The organism is Streptococcus oralis subsp. oralis (assembly GCF_002096455.1).
Classification (GTDB): Bacteria; Bacillota; Bacilli; order Lactobacillales; family Streptococcaceae; genus Streptococcus; species Streptococcus oralis_CY.
Map to the genome: position 1 here is coordinate 144,458 of NZ_NCUL01000007.1, position 14,938 is coordinate 159,395.

16 protein-coding genes are annotated in these 14,938 nt (G+C 42.5%); 15 read left to right on the forward strand and 1 reads right to left on the reverse strand.

Annotation, left to right across the window (positions count from 1 at the left end; all coding sequences use genetic code 11):
- Positions 1-121 precede the first annotated feature (121 nt).
- The 13 genes from tsaB to dltD all read left to right on the forward strand — a co-directional run bounded on the left by tsaB (position 122) and on the right by dltD (position 11,787).
- Positions 122-805 (forward strand): tRNA (adenosine(37)-N6)-threonylcarbamoyltransferase complex dimerization subunit type 1 TsaB, encoded by a 684-nt coding sequence (tsaB, locus tag B7720_RS03170; protein WP_084856488.1) that lies wholly within the window; start codon positions 122-124, stop codon positions 803-805.
- The gene (rimI, locus tag B7720_RS03175; protein ID WP_084856490.1) at positions 802-1,239 is read left to right on the forward strand and encodes a ribosomal protein S18-alanine N-acetyltransferase; all 438 of its coding nucleotides are present in this window, start codon (positions 802-804) and stop codon (positions 1,237-1,239) included. Before tsaB ends, rimI begins: the two co-directional genes overlap by 4 nt.
- A complete protein-coding gene (gene tsaD, locus B7720_RS03180) occupies positions 1,229-2,239 on the forward strand; it encodes a tRNA (adenosine(37)-N6)-threonylcarbamoyltransferase complex transferase subunit TsaD (RefSeq protein ID WP_084856492.1) in 1,011 nt (336 codons plus the stop codon). The genes rimI and tsaD overlap by 11 nt, the downstream gene beginning before the upstream one ends.
- Positions 2,240-2,305: 66 nt before the next feature.
- On the forward strand, positions 2,306-2,914 hold the full coding sequence (locus tag B7720_RS03185) for a hypothetical protein (RefSeq protein ID WP_084856495.1): 609 nt from the start codon (positions 2,306-2,308) through the stop codon (positions 2,912-2,914).
- Positions 2,915-3,050: 136 nt separating this feature from the next.
- Positions 3,051-3,746, forward strand: a complete 696-nt coding sequence (locus B7720_RS03190) for an AzlC family ABC transporter permease (protein WP_084856498.1) — start codon at positions 3,051-3,053, stop codon at positions 3,744-3,746.
- The gene (locus tag B7720_RS03195) at positions 3,736-4,059 is read left to right on the forward strand and encodes an AzlD domain-containing protein (protein WP_000253936.1); all 324 of its coding nucleotides are present in this window, start codon (positions 3,736-3,738) and stop codon (positions 4,057-4,059) included. Before B7720_RS03190 ends, B7720_RS03195 begins: the two co-directional genes overlap by 11 nt.
- Positions 4,060-4,161: 102 nt before the next feature.
- Positions 4,162-5,004 (forward strand): amino acid ABC transporter substrate-binding protein, encoded by an 843-nt coding sequence (locus B7720_RS03200; protein WP_084856500.1) that lies wholly within the window; start codon positions 4,162-4,164, stop codon positions 5,002-5,004.
- 154 nt (positions 5,005-5,158) lie between these two features.
- Complete coding sequence (locus B7720_RS03205) at positions 5,159-6,013, forward strand: MetQ/NlpA family ABC transporter substrate-binding protein (RefSeq protein WP_000694535.1); 855 nt, start codon at positions 5,159-5,161, stop codon at positions 6,011-6,013.
- A 119-nt stretch (positions 6,014-6,132) separates the two neighbouring features.
- Positions 6,133-7,506, forward strand: a complete 1,374-nt coding sequence (locus B7720_RS03210; protein ID WP_084856502.1) for a M20 family metallopeptidase — start codon at positions 6,133-6,135, stop codon at positions 7,504-7,506.
- Positions 7,499-8,560, forward strand: a complete 1,062-nt coding sequence (locus B7720_RS03215; RefSeq protein WP_084856504.1) for a methionine ABC transporter ATP-binding protein — start codon at positions 7,499-7,501, stop codon at positions 8,558-8,560. The genes B7720_RS03210 and B7720_RS03215 overlap by 8 nt, the downstream gene beginning before the upstream one ends.
- Before the next feature lies 1 nt (position 8,561).
- Positions 8,562-9,254 (forward strand): methionine ABC transporter permease, encoded by a 693-nt coding sequence (locus B7720_RS03220; RefSeq protein WP_000137507.1) that lies wholly within the window; start codon positions 8,562-8,564, stop codon positions 9,252-9,254.
- 158 nt (positions 9,255-9,412) lie between these two features.
- The gene (gene dltB, locus B7720_RS03225) at positions 9,413-10,567 is read left to right on the forward strand and encodes a D-alanyl-lipoteichoic acid biosynthesis protein DltB (RefSeq protein WP_084856506.1); all 1,155 of its coding nucleotides are present in this window, start codon (positions 9,413-9,415) and stop codon (positions 10,565-10,567) included.
- A gap of 47 nt (positions 10,568-10,614) precedes the next feature.
- Positions 10,615-11,787 (forward strand): D-alanyl-lipoteichoic acid biosynthesis protein DltD, encoded by a 1,173-nt coding sequence (gene dltD / locus B7720_RS03230; protein WP_084856508.1) that lies wholly within the window; start codon positions 10,615-10,617, stop codon positions 11,785-11,787.
- 174 nt (positions 11,788-11,961) lie between these two features.
- Here the strand turns inward: dltD and B7720_RS03235 are convergent, their stop codons facing one another.
- On the reverse strand, positions 11,962-12,531 hold the full coding sequence (locus B7720_RS03235; protein WP_084856510.1) for an MptD family putative ECF transporter S component: 570 nt from the start codon (positions 12,529-12,531) through the stop codon (positions 11,962-11,964).
- 133 nt (positions 12,532-12,664) lie between these two features.
- Here B7720_RS03235 and B7720_RS03240 point away from each other — a divergent pair, with 133 nt between their 5' ends.
- Together B7720_RS03240 and B7720_RS03245 are read left to right on the forward strand one after the other, a co-directional pair.
- On the forward strand, positions 12,665-13,279 hold the full coding sequence (locus B7720_RS03240) for a YesL family protein (RefSeq protein ID WP_000514460.1): 615 nt from the start codon (positions 12,665-12,667) through the stop codon (positions 13,277-13,279).
- Positions 13,257-14,927 carry a sensor histidine kinase gene (locus tag B7720_RS03245; protein WP_000800569.1) on the forward strand — a complete coding sequence of 557 codons (1,671 nt, stop codon included), beginning with the start codon at positions 13,257-13,259 and terminating at the stop codon, positions 14,925-14,927. The genes B7720_RS03240 and B7720_RS03245 overlap by 23 nt, the downstream gene beginning before the upstream one ends.
- The last annotated feature ends 11 nt before the right edge of the window (positions 14,928-14,938 follow it).

Sequence of the window (14,938 nt, forward strand, 5' to 3'; positions counted from 1 at the left end):
TTAATTTTTTTGCAGAATTGCCTGTCTAAGTGGCAGGCCCTTTTGTTTCAAAATAAAGAAAATTCCCATGCGCTGGCTTTTGTAGTATAATAGTAAACAGACAAAAAGATAGGAATGTGTTATGAAAGTATTAGCTTTTGATACGTCCAGCAAGGCTCTTTCTCTCGCTATTTTAGAGGACAAGCAGGTTCTTGCCGAGACGACGATTAATATCAAGAAAAATCACAGTATTACCCTTATGCCTGCCATCGATTTTTTGATGGCAAGTCTGGACCTGACGCCCAAGGATTTGGATCGAATCGTGGTGGCTGAAGGACCAGGTAGCTACACAGGTTTGCGAATTGCGGTAGCAACTGCCAAGATCTTGGCTCATACCCTGAACATTGAGTTAGTTGGCATGTCTAGCCTCTTGGCTCTGGTGCCACGCCAACAAGAAGGCTTACTTGTTCCCTTGATGGATGCGCGTCGCAACAATGTTTATGCAGGATTTTATGAAAATGCCAAACCTGTCATGCCAGAAGCACACTTGTCCTTTGCGGAAGTGCTAGAAAAAGTCACGGATGCTGACCAGGTGACCTTTGTTGGAGAGGTTGGAACCTTTGTGGAGCAGATTCAAGAACGCTTGCCACAAGCTACCTACCAAGAAACCTTGCCAAATGCAGCTAATCTAGCTCTTTTGGCATGGGACAAGAAAGCAGACTCCTTGCACGATTTTGTGCCGAATTATCTCAAACGAGTTGAGGCTGAGGAAAACTGGCTCAAGAACCACACCGAGTCTGGCGAGTCCTACATTAAACGCCTATGATAGAAATCAAACGAATCCAACAGCGACCTGCCCTAGCGAAGGCAATTTACGCTGTCATGGTAGCTGTTTACCCAGTCAGTCCTTGGACGCTGGAACAAATTCAAGCAGACCTGTCCCAAGACCAGACTTGGTACGCTCTGGCTTATGATGGGACAGAAGTGATTGGCTTTCTAGCTGTGCAGGAGAATCTCTTTGAGGCAGAAGTCCTGCAAATCGCTGTCAAAGGAGCCTATCAGGGTCAGGGGATTGCGACAGCCTTGTTTGACTTTTTGCCTGCCGACAAAGAAATTTTCCTCGAAGTCAGAAAGTCAAACCAACGAGCGCAAGCATTTTACAAGAAAGAAAAGATGGCGATCATCGCTGAGCGAAAGGCTTACTATCATGACCCAGTCGAGGACGCCATCATCATGAAGAGAGAAATAGATGAAGGATAGATATATTTTAGCATTTGAGACATCCTGTGATGAGACCAGTGTCGCCGTACTGAAAAACGATGATGAGCTCTTGTCCAATGTCATTGCGAGTCAAATTGAGAGTCACAAACGTTTTGGGGGCGTAGTGCCAGAAGTAGCCAGCCGTCACCATGTCGAGGTTATTACAGCCTGCATCGAGGAGGCACTGGCAGAAGCAGGAATAACCGAAGAGGATGTAACAGCCGTTGCCGTTACTTATGGACCTGGATTGGTTGGGGCTTTGCTAGTTGGTTTGTCAGCTGCCAAGGCCTTTGCTTGGGCTCATGGACTTCCGCTGATCCCTGTGAATCACATGGCTGGTCACCTCATGGCGGCTCAGAGCGTTGAGCCTTTGGAGTTTCCCTTGCTAGCTCTCTTGGTTAGCGGTGGGCACACGGAGTTGGTCTATGTTTCTGAGGCTGGTGATTATAAGATTGTTGGGGAAACGCGGGACGATGCAGTTGGTGAGGCCTATGATAAGGTCGGCCGTGTCATGGGCTTGACCTATCCTGCAGGTCGCGAAATTGATGAGCTAGCTCATCAGGGGCAGGATCTTTATGACTTTCCTCGTGCCATGATTAAGGAGGACAATCTAGAGTTTTCATTCTCAGGTTTGAAGTCTGCCTTTATCAATCTTCACCACAATGCCGAGCAAAAGGGAGAAAGCTTGTCCAAGGAAGACCTGTCAGCATCTTTCCAAGCAGCAGTCATGGACATTCTTATGGCCAAAACCAAGAAGGCTTTGGAAAAATATCCTGTTAAAACCCTAGTCGTGGCCGGTGGCGTGGCAGCTAATAAAGGGCTCAGAGAACGCCTAGCTGCTGAAATCACAGATGTCAAGGTCATCATCCCACCCCTGCGCCTTTGTGGAGACAATGCAGGTATGATTGCTTATGCCAGCGTCAGCGAGTGGAATAAAGAAAACTTTGCAGGCTTGGATCTCAATGCCAAACCGAGTCTCGCCTTTGATACCATGGAATAGAGAGTTAGCCTAAGGTTGACTCTTTTATCTTGGACAAATCATAGCCTTTTTTTGTATAGTAGAAATATGAAATTTACAAAAATAATCAGTAGTCTGCTGGCTCTTGGAGTTTTACTCATGCTTTTATCAGCTTGCCAGAATATCAAAAAGACACAACTGGTCTTGTTTGAATCCCTTTCGTTCGGCATGTCTCCTAAATCTTTTGAAGAAGTATTGGGAAAGGCTAGCGAGGTGGAGGAGGAAACAGAAACGGCCTATCGCGATACCTGGCGTGCAGAAGACCCGTATTTCTATAAAACAGGTCGCCTTTTCTATCACTATGAGCAGATTACTTTGAAAGGCTATACTGGTCGAGCGACCTTTACATTTTCAAAATCGCATCACTTGGAAACAGTAGCGGCTTATTTTCCCGTTACCTCAAAAGCTGAGCAGCAAGCATTGCTCAATAACTTATCCCAGACTGTAAAAAAAGAGCTTGAAGAACTCCCAGATTACCAGTCCATGACAACTGAGACAGTAGGCATCTATGATGACGGTTATCGCTACAAGGTCAAGTTAAAAGGACAACAGTGGGAACTCTGGGTTGATGTCTATCCAACAGAAAATAAATATGCTACAGACACAGAAACCGATAAGTATACTATCCGAGTGGATCAATTTCTCATGTATCCATGATGCTTCCTCTTCAGCACTTTTTCTGGCAATAGGTTTCGAATCCGAAACTTTTTTCTCTTCTTTGAATATGTTATAATAGTCCGTGCTGTGGCTGTGATGATGAACAGCCTCAATTGGAGAGAATACGAGGAGAAGGATGAAAGAAAAAGGATTTTGGGAAGGTGCACAGGCGGCCATGCCGACTGCCCTTGGCTATGTCAGCATTGGTCTGGCTTGTGGGATTATTGGTGCGCCCTATGTGACACCTGTTGAGATGGGCTTGATGAGCCTATTTGTTTATGCTGGGAGCGCCCAGTTTGCCATGTTGGCACTGATTGCGGTCCAAGCGCCTGTGGCAGCCATTGCTATGACGGTCTTTTTGATCAACTTGCGACTCTTTTTGCTGAGCTTGCATGCATCGACCTATTTCCGTCATACTAGTCTCTGGCAAAATATCGGCATGTCCAGTCTCCTGACAGATGAGACCTATGGGGTTTTGATGGGAGAATTAGCCCATACAGACAAGGTCCATCCTATGTGGATGCACGGGAACAATCTCAATAGTTATGTAGCCTGGTTTATTGGGACAGTTGCGGGGACAGCTTTAGGTGGCCTTCTTCCAAATCCTGAAGTCTTTGGCTTGGACTTTGCCCTTGTCGGAATGTTTATCGGGATTTTTACTTCGCAATTTCAGATTATGCAAAGACGGGTTCCTGTACGGAATCTGCTGTGGATCCTAGCCGTTGTTGCGGTATCCTTCTTTTTGCTCTTGACAGTAGTGTCTCAGTCGCTAGCTGTTTTGTTTGCGACCTTGCTAGGTTGTACTATGGGGGTGGTCTTAGATGGTCAGTAAATATCTTTTGTTAGCCGTTATCTTTTCAGGCCTAGTGACTTGGATTCCCCGTATGATTCCCTTCATATTGGTTAAGTACAAGGGATTGCCAGCTATCGTCGAGCGTTTTTTGAAGTTTTTGCCTGTTTCCATTATCTTTGCCTTGATCCTTTCAAGCGTAGTGACTGGCAAGGTTGGGAGTCTTCCTCAAATCAAATGGTTGGACTTTTTAGCAGTCTTTCCAACGGCTTGGGTAGCCTTTCGCTACCGCAATCTAGTGGGTACGGTACTTTTTGGAGTAGTCTTGATTGCAGTCTTGCGCCTGGTCTTTTAGTCAGCCATAAAAAAAACCTATCACCGAGATAGATATCATATAATGGCGAAAAAAAATATTTTCTGTTAAGATAGTAAAGTATTCTATTTTGGAGGAAATGACATGAAAAAAATCGTCAAATATTCATCTCTTGCTGCTCTAGGACTTGTTGCCGCAGGTGTACTAGCAGCTTGCTCAGGTGGAGATAAGAAAGATACTGCAACTAGCGAAGCAGCATCTGGTAAGAAAGAAATTATCGTTGCAACCAATGCTTCACCAAAACCATTTAACTACGAAGAAAATGGCGAGTTGACTGGTTATGAGATTGAAGTAGTCCGTGCTATCTTTAAAGACTCTGACAAATACGATGTCAAGTTTGAAAAGACAGAGTGGTCAGGTGTCTTTGCAGGTCTTGATAGCGACCGTTATCAAATGGCTGTAAACAATATCAGCTATACCAAAGAACGTGCTGAAAAGTACCTTTATGCAGCGCCAACTGCTAAAAACCCTAACGTTCTCGTTGTGAAGAAAGACGACAACAGCATCAAGTCGCTTGATGATATCGGAGGCAAGTCTACTGAGGTTGTTCAAGGGACAACATCAGCTAAACAGCTAGAAGATTATAACAAACAACACGCTGACAATCCAACGGTTCTTAACTATACCAAGGCTGATTTCCAACAAATCATGTCTCGTTTGAGCGATGGTCAGTTTGACTACAAGATCTTTGATAAGATTGGTGTTGAAACAGTTATCAAGAACCAAGGTTTGGACAACTTGAAAGTCATTGAACTTCCAAGCGACCAACAACCTTACGTTTACCCACTTCTTGCTAAAGGTCAAGATGAGTTGAAATCATTTGTAGACAAACGTATCCAAGAACTCTACAAAGACGGAACTCTTGAAAAATTGTCTAAACAGTTCTTCGGAGACACTTACCTCCCAGCAGAAGCTGATATTAAATAGTCGTATGAGATCATCCAGTCTGAGAAAGGCGGATGATTTCTCAATTTTTAGGTATATAGTTTCAAACTATATGTCTGCCTATCTAATAACAATTTGCTAAATCAAATAAAGTATGAGATACTATTACGGTATTATTTTTAAAGGAGATAGAATCATGAAAATTAAAAAATGGCTCGGTGTAGCAGCTCTTGCTACAGTCGCAGGTTTGACTCTTGCAGCTTGCGGAAATTCAGAAAAGAAAGCTGACAACGAAACAGTTGTCAAAATCGCAACAGTTAACCGTAGTGGTTCTGAAGAAGCACGTTGGGACAAGATTCAAGAATTGGTCAAAAAAGACGGCATTACCTTGAAATTTACAGAGTTCACAGACTACTCACAACCAAACAAGGCAACTGCTGATGGCGAAGTAGACTTGAATGCTTTCCAACACTACAACTTCTTGAACAACTGGAACAAAGAAAACGGGAAAGACCTTGTAGCGATTGCAGATACCTACATCTCACCAATCCGCCTTTACTCAGGTAAAAATGGGGAAGAAAACAAGTATACCAAAGTGGAAGAAATCCCAGATAACGGTGAAATCGCCGTACCAAACGATGCAACAAACGAAAGCCGTGCGCTTTACTTGCTTCAATCAGCTGGTTTGATCAAATTGGATGTTTCTGGAACTGCACTTGCAACAGTTGCTAACATCACAGAAAATCCAAAGAACTTGAAGATTACTGAATTGGACGCTAGTCAAACAGCTCGTTCATTGTCATCAGTTGATGCTGCCGTTGTAAACAATACCTTCGTTACAGAAGCAAAATTGGACTACAAGAAAGCACTCTTCAAAGAGCAAGCTGATGAAAACTCAAAACAATGGTACAACATCATTGTTGCGAAAAAAGATTGGGAATCATCACCTAAAGCTGATGCCATCAAGAAAATTATCGCGGCTTACCACACTGATGAAGTGAAAAAAGTTATCGAAGAAACATCAGACGGTTTGGACCAACCAGTTTGGTAATAAGACATAGGGAGGTGGGAGAGTTTCCACCTCTTGCTTTTGTCTAGACTGTTGGTTCTGAAGAAGATGATCATGTAGTCCGTCCATAGATACAAGTCCGTAGTAGAAAGAGAGAAAAAATGGTTTTTCCTAGTGAACAAGAACAAATTGAAAAATTTGAAAAGGATCATGTCGCCCAGCATTATTTTGAAGTTTTGCGTACCTTGATTTCCAAGAAATCAGTCTTTGCCCAGCAGGTCGGGCTCAAGGAAGTCGCCAACTATTTGGGTGAGATTTTCAAGCGTGTGGGAGCTGAAGTCGAGATAGATGAGAGCTACACGGCGCCTTTTGTCATGGCGCATTTCAAGAGTTCGCGTCCAGATGCTAAGACCTTGATTTTCTATAACCACTATGACACCGTACCAGCGGACGGAGATCAGATTTGGACAGAGGATCCCTTTACACTTTCTGTGCGAAATGGCTTTATGTATGGGCGTGGAGTGGACGACGATAAGGGTCATATCACGGCTCGTTTGAGTGCTCTGAGAAAGTATATGCAGGACCACAATGACTTGCCAGTCAATATCAGCTTTATCATGGAAGGGGCAGAGGAGTCTGCTTCTATGGATTTAGATAAGTATTTAGAGAAACACGCAGACAAACTTCGTGGAGCGGACTTGCTAGTCTGGGAACAAGGGACAAAGAACGCCTTGGAACAGCTGGAAATCTCTGGCGGAAACAAGGGAATTGTAACCTTTGATGCCAAGGTAAAAAGTGCTGATGTGGATATCCACTCGAGTTATGGTGGTGTCGTGGAATCAGCTCCATGGTATCTTATCCAGGCTCTAAGTAGCCTACGTGCAGCAGATGGACGTATCTTAGTAGAAGGCTTGTACGAGGATGTTCAAGAGCCAAATGAACGAGAACTAGCCTTGGTAGATGCCTACGCCCAACGCAATCCTGAGGAAATCAGTCGCATTTATGGCTTGGAATTGCCTCTCTTACAAGAGGAACGTGCAGCCTTTCTAAAACGGTTCTTTTTCGAGCCAGCCCTTAATATCGAAGGGATTCAGTCAGGTTATCAAGGGCAAGGAGTTAAAACGATTTTGCCAGCAGAAGCCAGTGCTAAGCTTGAGGTTCGTTTGGTTCCTGGTCTAGAACCGCATGATGTTCTGGAAAAAATTCGGAAACAGCTAGACAAAAATGGCTTTGATAAGGTAGAATTATACTATACCTTGGGAGAGATGAGTTATCGAAGCGATATGAGCGCGCCGGCCATTCTCAATGTGATCGAGTTGGCCAAGAAATTCTATCCACAGGGCGTCTCAGTCTTGCCGACCACAGCGGGGACAGGACCGATGCATACGGTCTTTGATGCCCTAGAGGTACCAATGGTGGCCTTCGGTCTAGGAAATGCCAATAGCCGAGACCATGGTGGAAATGAAAACGTGCGAATCGCCGATTACTACACCCATATTGAATTAGTAGAGGAGCTGATTAGAAGCTATGAGTAGAGATATTATCAAGTTAGATCAGATTGATGTGACTTTTCACCAAAAGAAGAGAACCATCACAGCGGTCAAGGATGTGACCATTCACATCCAAGAAGGGGATATCTACGGAATCGTTGGATATTCTGGAGCAGGGAAATCCACTCTTGTACGGGTGATTAACCTCTTGCAAAAGCCATCTGCTGGGAAAATTACCATTGATGACGATGTGATTTTTGATGGTAAGGTCACTCTGACGGCAGAGCAGTTGCGTCGGAAACGTCAAGACATTGGGATGATTTTCCAGCATTTCAACCTGATGAGCCAAAAGACAGCAGAGGAAAATGTAGCCTTTGCCCTCAAACACTCTGGACTCAGCAAGGAAGAAAAGAAAGCTAAAGTAGCTAAGTTGTTGGACTTGGTTGGCTTGGCGGATCGTGCTGAAAACTACCCTTCACAACTATCTGGAGGGCAAAAACAGCGTGTGGCCATTGCGCGTGCCTTGGCCAATGATCCAAAAATCTTGATTTCAGACGAGTCAACGTCTGCCCTTGACCCTAAGACAACTAAGCAGATTTTGGCTTTGTTGCAAGATTTGAACCAAAAATTAGGATTGACCGTTGTCTTGATTACGCATGAAATGCAGATTGTCAAAGACATTGCCAACCGTGTGGCGGTCATGCAGGATGGCCGTTTGATTGAAGAAGGAAGTGTTCTTGAAATCTTCTCAGACCCTAAACAACCTTTGACCCAAGACTTCATCTCTACTGCAACAGGTATTGACGAAGCCATGGTTAAGATTGAGAAGCAAGAAATCGTAGAACATTTATCTGAGAACAGTATCTTAGTGCAGCTCAAGTATGCAGGGGCTTCGACAGACGAACCACTTTTGAATGAATTGTACAAACATTACCAAGTAACGGCCAATATCCTCTATGGAAATATCGAAATTCTCGATGGCACTCCTGTTGGAGAATTGGTGGTGGTCTTGTCAGGTGAAAAAGCAGCGCTAGTAGGTGCTCAAGATGCCATCCGTCAGGCTGGCGTCCAGCTAAAAGTATTGAAGGGAGGACAGTAAAATGACAGAGTTGATTCAAACTTATCTACCAAATGTCTACAAGATGGGCTGGGCTGGTCAGGCAGGCTGGGGAACAGCTATCTACCTAACTCTTTATATGACAGTTCTTTCCTTCATCATCGGAGGATTCTTGGGGCTGGTGGCAGGTCTTTTCCTCGTCTTGACAGCGCCAGGTGGTGTCTTGGAAAATAAGGTTATCTTTTGGATTTTGGATAAGATTACCTCTATTTTCCGTGCGGTTCCTTTCATCATCCTCTTGGCAATCATGTCACCACTCTCTCACTTGATTGTGAAGACTAGCATTGGGCCAAATGCAGCCCTTGTCCCCCTTTCTTTTGCGGTCTTTGCCTTCTTTGCCCGTCAGGTGCAGGTTGTCTTGGCTGAGTTAGATGGTGGTGTCATTGAGGCTGCTCAAGCAAGCGGAGCGACCTTCTGGGATATCGTGGGTGTTTACCTATCAGAAGGTCTTCCAGATTTGATTCGTGTGACGACAGTGACCTTGATTTCCCTTGTTGGTGAAACAGCTATGGCGGGAGCAGTTGGTGCTGGTGGTATCGGTAATGTGGCCATTGCCTATGGATTCAACCGTTACAATCACGATGTGACCATCTTGGCGACCATCATTATCATCTTGATTATCTTTACAATCCAGTTCTTGGGAGATTTCTTGACCAAGAAATTAAGTCATAAATAATGGAAGGAGTTCAAAGGGACTCCTTTTTGTTTTCTCACCGAAATGCAAGAAGGATAAAGCTTCTTTTTAGAAATATGCTATAATAAATAAAGGTCCCCAATTAGCAAGTCAGAAACTTTGCTGTAGAAGGGATGATAATGTAAAGGAGTTTGGCTGGTATGAATTATTTTGAGGGGAATGATTTCTTCCTTCTCTTATTTGTAGTTTTACTGATTGGTTTTGTGGTAAACTTTTTTGAAAAACGTAAAGACTACTATATTTTGGCGCTCTCCCTCTTATTTGCAGGAGCTATCTATGGTAAGAGCCGAGCGATGATTGTCTATTTACTCGCCTTTATCGTTTACCAGTATTTTCTGGTTTTTCTAGCGCAGCGGATAGAGGCAAAGTGGCTGAAACCGCTGGTTTTCCTTTCCATTCTTCCTTTGGTGATCAATAAAGTCTTTGCTCTGACTTCTCTGCATTTGTTGGCCTTTATTGGAATTTCCTACATGTCTTTTAAGACCATTCAGATCATGCTAGAGATATCGGATGGCTTAATCAAAGAAAAAATCAGTGTAAAAGATTATCTACAGTTTTTGCTCTTTTTTCCAACAGTTAGTGCTGGTCCAATTGATCGGAGTAGGAGATTTTTAAAAGAGATAAACGAGGTCATGCCCCGAAAAGAGTATCTAGAGTTAGCAGGGGACGGTGTATATCGTATCGTTCTAGGCCTCCTTTACAAGATTGTTTTATCAACCTATGTTTACCAGATTTTACTCGCTCTAAATAATACGGACATAGTCGTTTACTCAATCAAGTATATGTACCTCTATACCTTGTATCTGTTCTTTGACTTTGCAGGCTATAGTCTAATGGCCGTTGGAAGTAGTAATATTCTAGGTATTCAGACACCGATGAACTTTAACAAACCTTTCTTGAGTGTCGATATCAAAGATTTCTGGACCAGATGGCATATCACCTTGTCGACCTGGTTGAGAGATTTTGTATTTTCAAGAGTATTGATGCAGGTTATCAGGAAAAAATGGTTTAAAAATAGACTACACAATGCAACCTATGCCTATATGGTTAATATGTTGGTCATGGGTTTTTGGCATGGTCTCAGTGTTAGTTACATTGTCTATGGTTTTTACCATGGTGTCTTGATGGCTGGATTTGAAGTGTATCAAAAGAAAAGCAATTTTTATAAGAAAAATAAAAACAAAAAATGGTATAAGCTACTAAGTTGGTTTGTGACCATGAATTTGGTTATGATTGGTTTCTTTATCTTTTCAGGTGAACCCTATAAAATCTTGCTTACGATTTTAAAGAGATAAGAGATTGAAAAGAAGTCTGCCAGATTGAAGGGATAGGATAAAACGAGATGATTAAATTAAAAGCATTTTTACTATCGCTTGTGCTCGTGATTGCGACGCTTGCCCTTTTAAATGTGACGTATGTCAAGAAGATTGATGATTATTATAAAGTCAAGGATAACAGTATTCGTTACAATACCTCATATGAAAAGTATAAAAGTAGAGATATTCTAACAAGCAATATCACCCCCAATACACTGGTTCTAATGGGTTCCTCAGAGTTGGTTGCAACGATAAATGAGGACTATCATCCAAATAAAATTTTTAACTACAACGATTTTAATATCATGCAGATTGGGACCAGTTATTCTCAAAACATCATTCAGGCTTCTACTTTAGCCTCTATTGAAGGATCTATGAGTAAGCGAAAAGTAGCTATAGTAGAGTCTGTTCAGTGGTTTGAAAAAGATGGGACCCATCAAGATGCCTTTTTGAATAAGGCTTCTCAGGAACATATTTTCCACATGCTAGATAATGACAAGATTAGTAAAGAAACGAAAGAAAAACTAATCAATCGCATTATCGAGATTACCAAAGGAAACAAGCAACAAAACGATATCTACAAAAAATACAAAAGTTATTTCATAGATGGAAAAGGAACCATTGTTGATAAAAAACTATTAGAGTTTGAGAACGCGATGTATTCCTTTAAGCTCAAACGAAAATTTTATGAAAATCATGAGAAATCAGATTATCCTTCACTAGGAGACAAAACCCCAGACTATGATTGGGAAAAGATGACGGATCAGTTTGTGGAAGAGGTCAAAAAGAAAACAGACAATAATGACTATGCTGTTGATAATAACTACTACAATACTTACTTAAAAGACCGCTACGCATCGCTGAAAGATTCCAATAAAGATTTGAGCTATCTGGAGTCACCAGAATATTCAGATATGGAACTCTTCTTGACAGTTGCCAAAGAATTGGGCATTGAAGTTGAGGTTATTATTTTCCCAGTAAACGGGAAATGGAATGACTACACAGGAGTCTCAAGAGAGATGCGAGAAAAAACTTATAAAAAAATAGAAGATGTCGCAAAAAGCCATGGTGCAACCGTATTAAACTATGGAAACAGAGAGTATGATGATTACTTTTTATTTGACGTGATGCACGTTGGAGTGAAAGGATGGATGGAAGTTGAAAAAGAACTTTACAAATTTGCAAACCAAGCTAACTAACACACATCGTTTAATCTTGTGGACACTATTTTTCTATACGGTTATCTTAAGCATCGTGATTTACTGTTTTGTGACCGATTTTTCGAATATTCAAGAATTTATCTATAGTGAATTTTAAGATTGTATACAAAAAGGCCCTGGAGCTAGGCATTGCTAGTCTTCAGGGCTTTTACCTTATAGTTTATCAGCTATTTTTTGACTTAGAAATTGCCCAACCACAGCCCCAATCAAGGCACCTAGGAGGATGCTTGAAACAAAGAGAAGGATTTTGTCCAACTCTGGAGCGACCATGATACGGTCAATGTATTCTTGGGATTTCCCACGCGCAAGTAAGGTGGCCACGTAAGTTTTGGGACGGATCCACATGAGGAGGATAGGACCACTTGTGCTAAAAGCAAAGACGAGGAAGGAGAGGGTGTTTTTGATTCGGTCTCTGTAGTTGCCGAGACGAGCGATGGCATCTGCTGCAAGACCACAGGCGAGTCCTGGGAGAAAGGCACCAGCGCCATGCTTGCTAGCTAGGAAGAAAAGTGCCATAAAAAGACCTAGAGTCGTAATAGCGCCAAAACGAGGGACTTTCGTCAAAAGAAGCATGTAGACACTGCCACCGACAAGGGCAGAAAAGGCCGGCGCGTAGAACATATTGCCTGTTTGGTCGACCAGGTGTCCTAGGAAGACTCCAATCCCTACACAAAGAAAGTAGAGGACGGCGGCCAAGAGGGTGGTTAAGATATTTTTCTTCATGAGAATCTCCTTGATATAAACTAACAAAACCAATTGTATCACGCTTTTTGAGGATTGTAAATGGGAGTTCTAAATTTTTGAAAACGCTTGAAATATGATATAATAGTTACATCGTTAGTTTAAGGAGAGTAGCATGGGAAAGTTTCTAGAATTCGTCTTTAATCGTATCTTTTTGGGAATGATTGCGACGGCTTATTTCTGGCTATTAACACTAGCAGGAGGAGTGGTCTTTGGTTTGGCACCAGCTAGTGCCACCCTGATGAGTTTGTATGCGGAGCATGGTTATACCTATCGAGCCTACCATTTGAAGGAAGCTTGGGAATTGTATAAGAGCAATTTTGTCAAGAGTAATCTGGCTTTCTATAGTTTTGTGTTTGTGGATCTTGTCCTAGTTTATGGTTTATACCTTCTAGTTCAATTGCCCCACCAGACGATTTTCCACCTCTTGGCGACCTTTCTCAATGTCCTTGTAGTTGCCCTTGTCTTTCTAGCCTATACTGTGTCCTTGAAACTTCAGGTGTACTTTGATTTATCCTACCAAAATACCTTGAAACTATCCCTTATTGGGATTTTTATGAGCCTACCTGCGATTGCCAAGGTTTTACTCGGGTCCGCTCTCCTTGTAGGAGTTGGTTATTATATGCCTGCCTTGCTCTTTTTTGTAGGAATTGGAATGTGGCATTTCTTTATCAGTGATATGTTGGAACCTATTTATGAAAGTATCCATGAAAAATTGGCGACAAAATAGAATGAAGCAGTTCTGGCTTCACTCTCTTTTACGGATTTATAGTTTGGTTATGATCGTGGTCATTGCCAGTTTTGCGATTATGTTATCGTATGCTGACTGGGACTCGCGTGAGAAGGAGGCCCAACGGGTTGCAGAACGTGTGACCACTCGGACAGTGAGTGAAGTGGAATACTATCACAGAGAGTCAACCCAACTTGCTCAGTCTTTGGTTGAAAATCAGGCCCGCATCGAAGGGATTTACAAGTATTTCAGTCTCAGCACACCAGACTATTTCTATTGGCAATTAGAGCGTAAAACTTCGCCTTATATATCGGTTTCCCTGTATGAAAATATTGATGACCTCTATGTTCGGAATGATTTTGTGACTGGAGTGGCTATTGTTCTTCAGGACTACAAGGAAGTGTATGTTTCGACTAGAGAAAAACGCAGTGGAGAGAAAATTCCTGCAGAGGATTTTAAGCCAACAGCCAATAGTTTTGCCATTCCTGTTTCCGATCCTGTGTCTGACAAGGATTTAGGAGTGATCTATATCTCCCTATCCCCGGATGTTTTACATGGCGCTATTGACAATACTCGGGGTCATATCCCAATGGCTGTAACAGTAACTTCGCCTTTTGAGACCGAGATGTTCCATATTGGGGAGAAGGTCTCAGCCGAGCGAGAAAACTGGTTTGTGGGTGTCACCTCTCATGGTTATCAGGTTCGAGTCGCTGTTCCTAAAAATTTTGTTCTTACAGGAACTTTGACGAGTTCAGCTGTCATTATTGGGCTAAGTATTCTCTTTATCATTATTTTGTACGTGACCCTTAGACAGACTTTTTCAAATTACCAAAAGCAGGTCGTAGACCTAGTTGATTCGATCGAGGTGATTGCTCAAGGAGAAGAAGGCCTTCGAATCGATACCTCTGAAAAAGACCAAGAGTTGCTTCTCATTGCAGAAACAACCAATGATATGTTGGATCGCCTGGAAAAAAATATCCATGATATCTATCAGCTAGAGCTCAGTCAAAAAGATGCCAATATGCGAGCCCTGCAGGCTCAAATCAATCCTCACTTTATGTACAATACTCTGGAGTTTTTACGGATGTATGCCGTCATGCAAAGTCAGGATGAACTGGCAGATATTATCTATGAATTTAGTAGCTTGTTACGCAACAATATCTCTGACGAGCGGGAAACGACCTTGAAGCAGGAGTTGGAATTTTGCCGAAAATATAGCTATCTCTGCATGGTGCGTTATCCTAAATCCATTGCCTATGGTTTCAAGATTGCACCAGAATTGGAAGAAATGAGGATTCCAAAATTTACACTCCAACCATTGGTAGAAAACTACTTTGCCCATGGTGTTGACCATCGCAGAACGGATAATGTCATCAGTATCAAAGCCTTGAAGGGCCAAGGCTTCGTTGAAATCCTAGTGGAAGACAATGGTCGAGGAATGCCCGCTGAGAAACTAGCTAGCTTGCAAGAAAAATTAGCTCAACGAAGTTTTGAACACGAGGCAAGCTATAGTGGGGAGCGGCAATCAATTGGAATAGTAAATGTACACGAACGCTTTGTTCTCTACTTTGGGGATCGCTACCAAATCAGTGTAGAGTCAGCTGAGCAAGAAGGTGTTCGTTACCATATCACTATCCAGGATGAATAGAAAGGGTAGAA

Excerpts from the sequence above, each read along its gene's own strand:
- tsaB (WP_084856488.1), top strand. The coding sequence starts at position 122 with ATGAAAGTATTAGCTTTTGATACGTCCAGCAAGGCTCTTTCTCTCGCT.
- rimI (WP_084856490.1), top strand. The coding sequence starts at position 802 with ATGATAGAAATCAAACGAATCCAACAGCGACCTGCCCTAGCGAAGGCA.
- tsaD (WP_084856492.1), top strand. The coding sequence starts at position 1,229 with ATGAAGGATAGATATATTTTAGCATTTGAGACATCCTGTGATGAGACC.
- B7720_RS03185 (WP_084856495.1), top strand. The coding sequence starts at position 2,306 with ATGAAATTTACAAAAATAATCAGTAGTCTGCTGGCTCTTGGAGTTTTA.
- B7720_RS03190 (WP_084856498.1), top strand. The coding sequence starts at position 3,051 with ATGAAAGAAAAAGGATTTTGGGAAGGTGCACAGGCGGCCATGCCGACT.
- B7720_RS03195 (WP_000253936.1), top strand. The coding sequence starts at position 3,736 with ATGGTCAGTAAATATCTTTTGTTAGCCGTTATCTTTTCAGGCCTAGTG.
- B7720_RS03200 (WP_084856500.1), top strand. The coding sequence starts at position 4,162 with ATGAAAAAAATCGTCAAATATTCATCTCTTGCTGCTCTAGGACTTGTT.
- B7720_RS03205 (WP_000694535.1), top strand. The coding sequence starts at position 5,159 with ATGAAAATTAAAAAATGGCTCGGTGTAGCAGCTCTTGCTACAGTCGCA.
- B7720_RS03210 (WP_084856502.1), top strand. The coding sequence starts at position 6,133 with ATGGTTTTTCCTAGTGAACAAGAACAAATTGAAAAATTTGAAAAGGAT.
- B7720_RS03215 (WP_084856504.1), top strand. The coding sequence starts at position 7,499 with ATGAGTAGAGATATTATCAAGTTAGATCAGATTGATGTGACTTTTCAC.
- B7720_RS03220 (WP_000137507.1), top strand. The coding sequence starts at position 8,562 with ATGACAGAGTTGATTCAAACTTATCTACCAAATGTCTACAAGATGGGC.
- dltB (WP_084856506.1), top strand. The coding sequence starts at position 9,413 with ATGAATTATTTTGAGGGGAATGATTTCTTCCTTCTCTTATTTGTAGTT.
- dltD (WP_084856508.1), top strand. The coding sequence starts at position 10,615 with ATGATTAAATTAAAAGCATTTTTACTATCGCTTGTGCTCGTGATTGCG.
- B7720_RS03235 (WP_084856510.1), bottom strand. The coding sequence starts at position 12,531 with ATGAAGAAAAATATCTTAACCACCCTCTTGGCCGCCGTCCTCTACTTT.
- B7720_RS03240 (WP_000514460.1), top strand. The coding sequence starts at position 12,665 with ATGGGAAAGTTTCTAGAATTCGTCTTTAATCGTATCTTTTTGGGAATG.
- B7720_RS03245 (WP_000800569.1), top strand. The coding sequence starts at position 13,257 with ATGAAAAATTGGCGACAAAATAGAATGAAGCAGTTCTGGCTTCACTCT.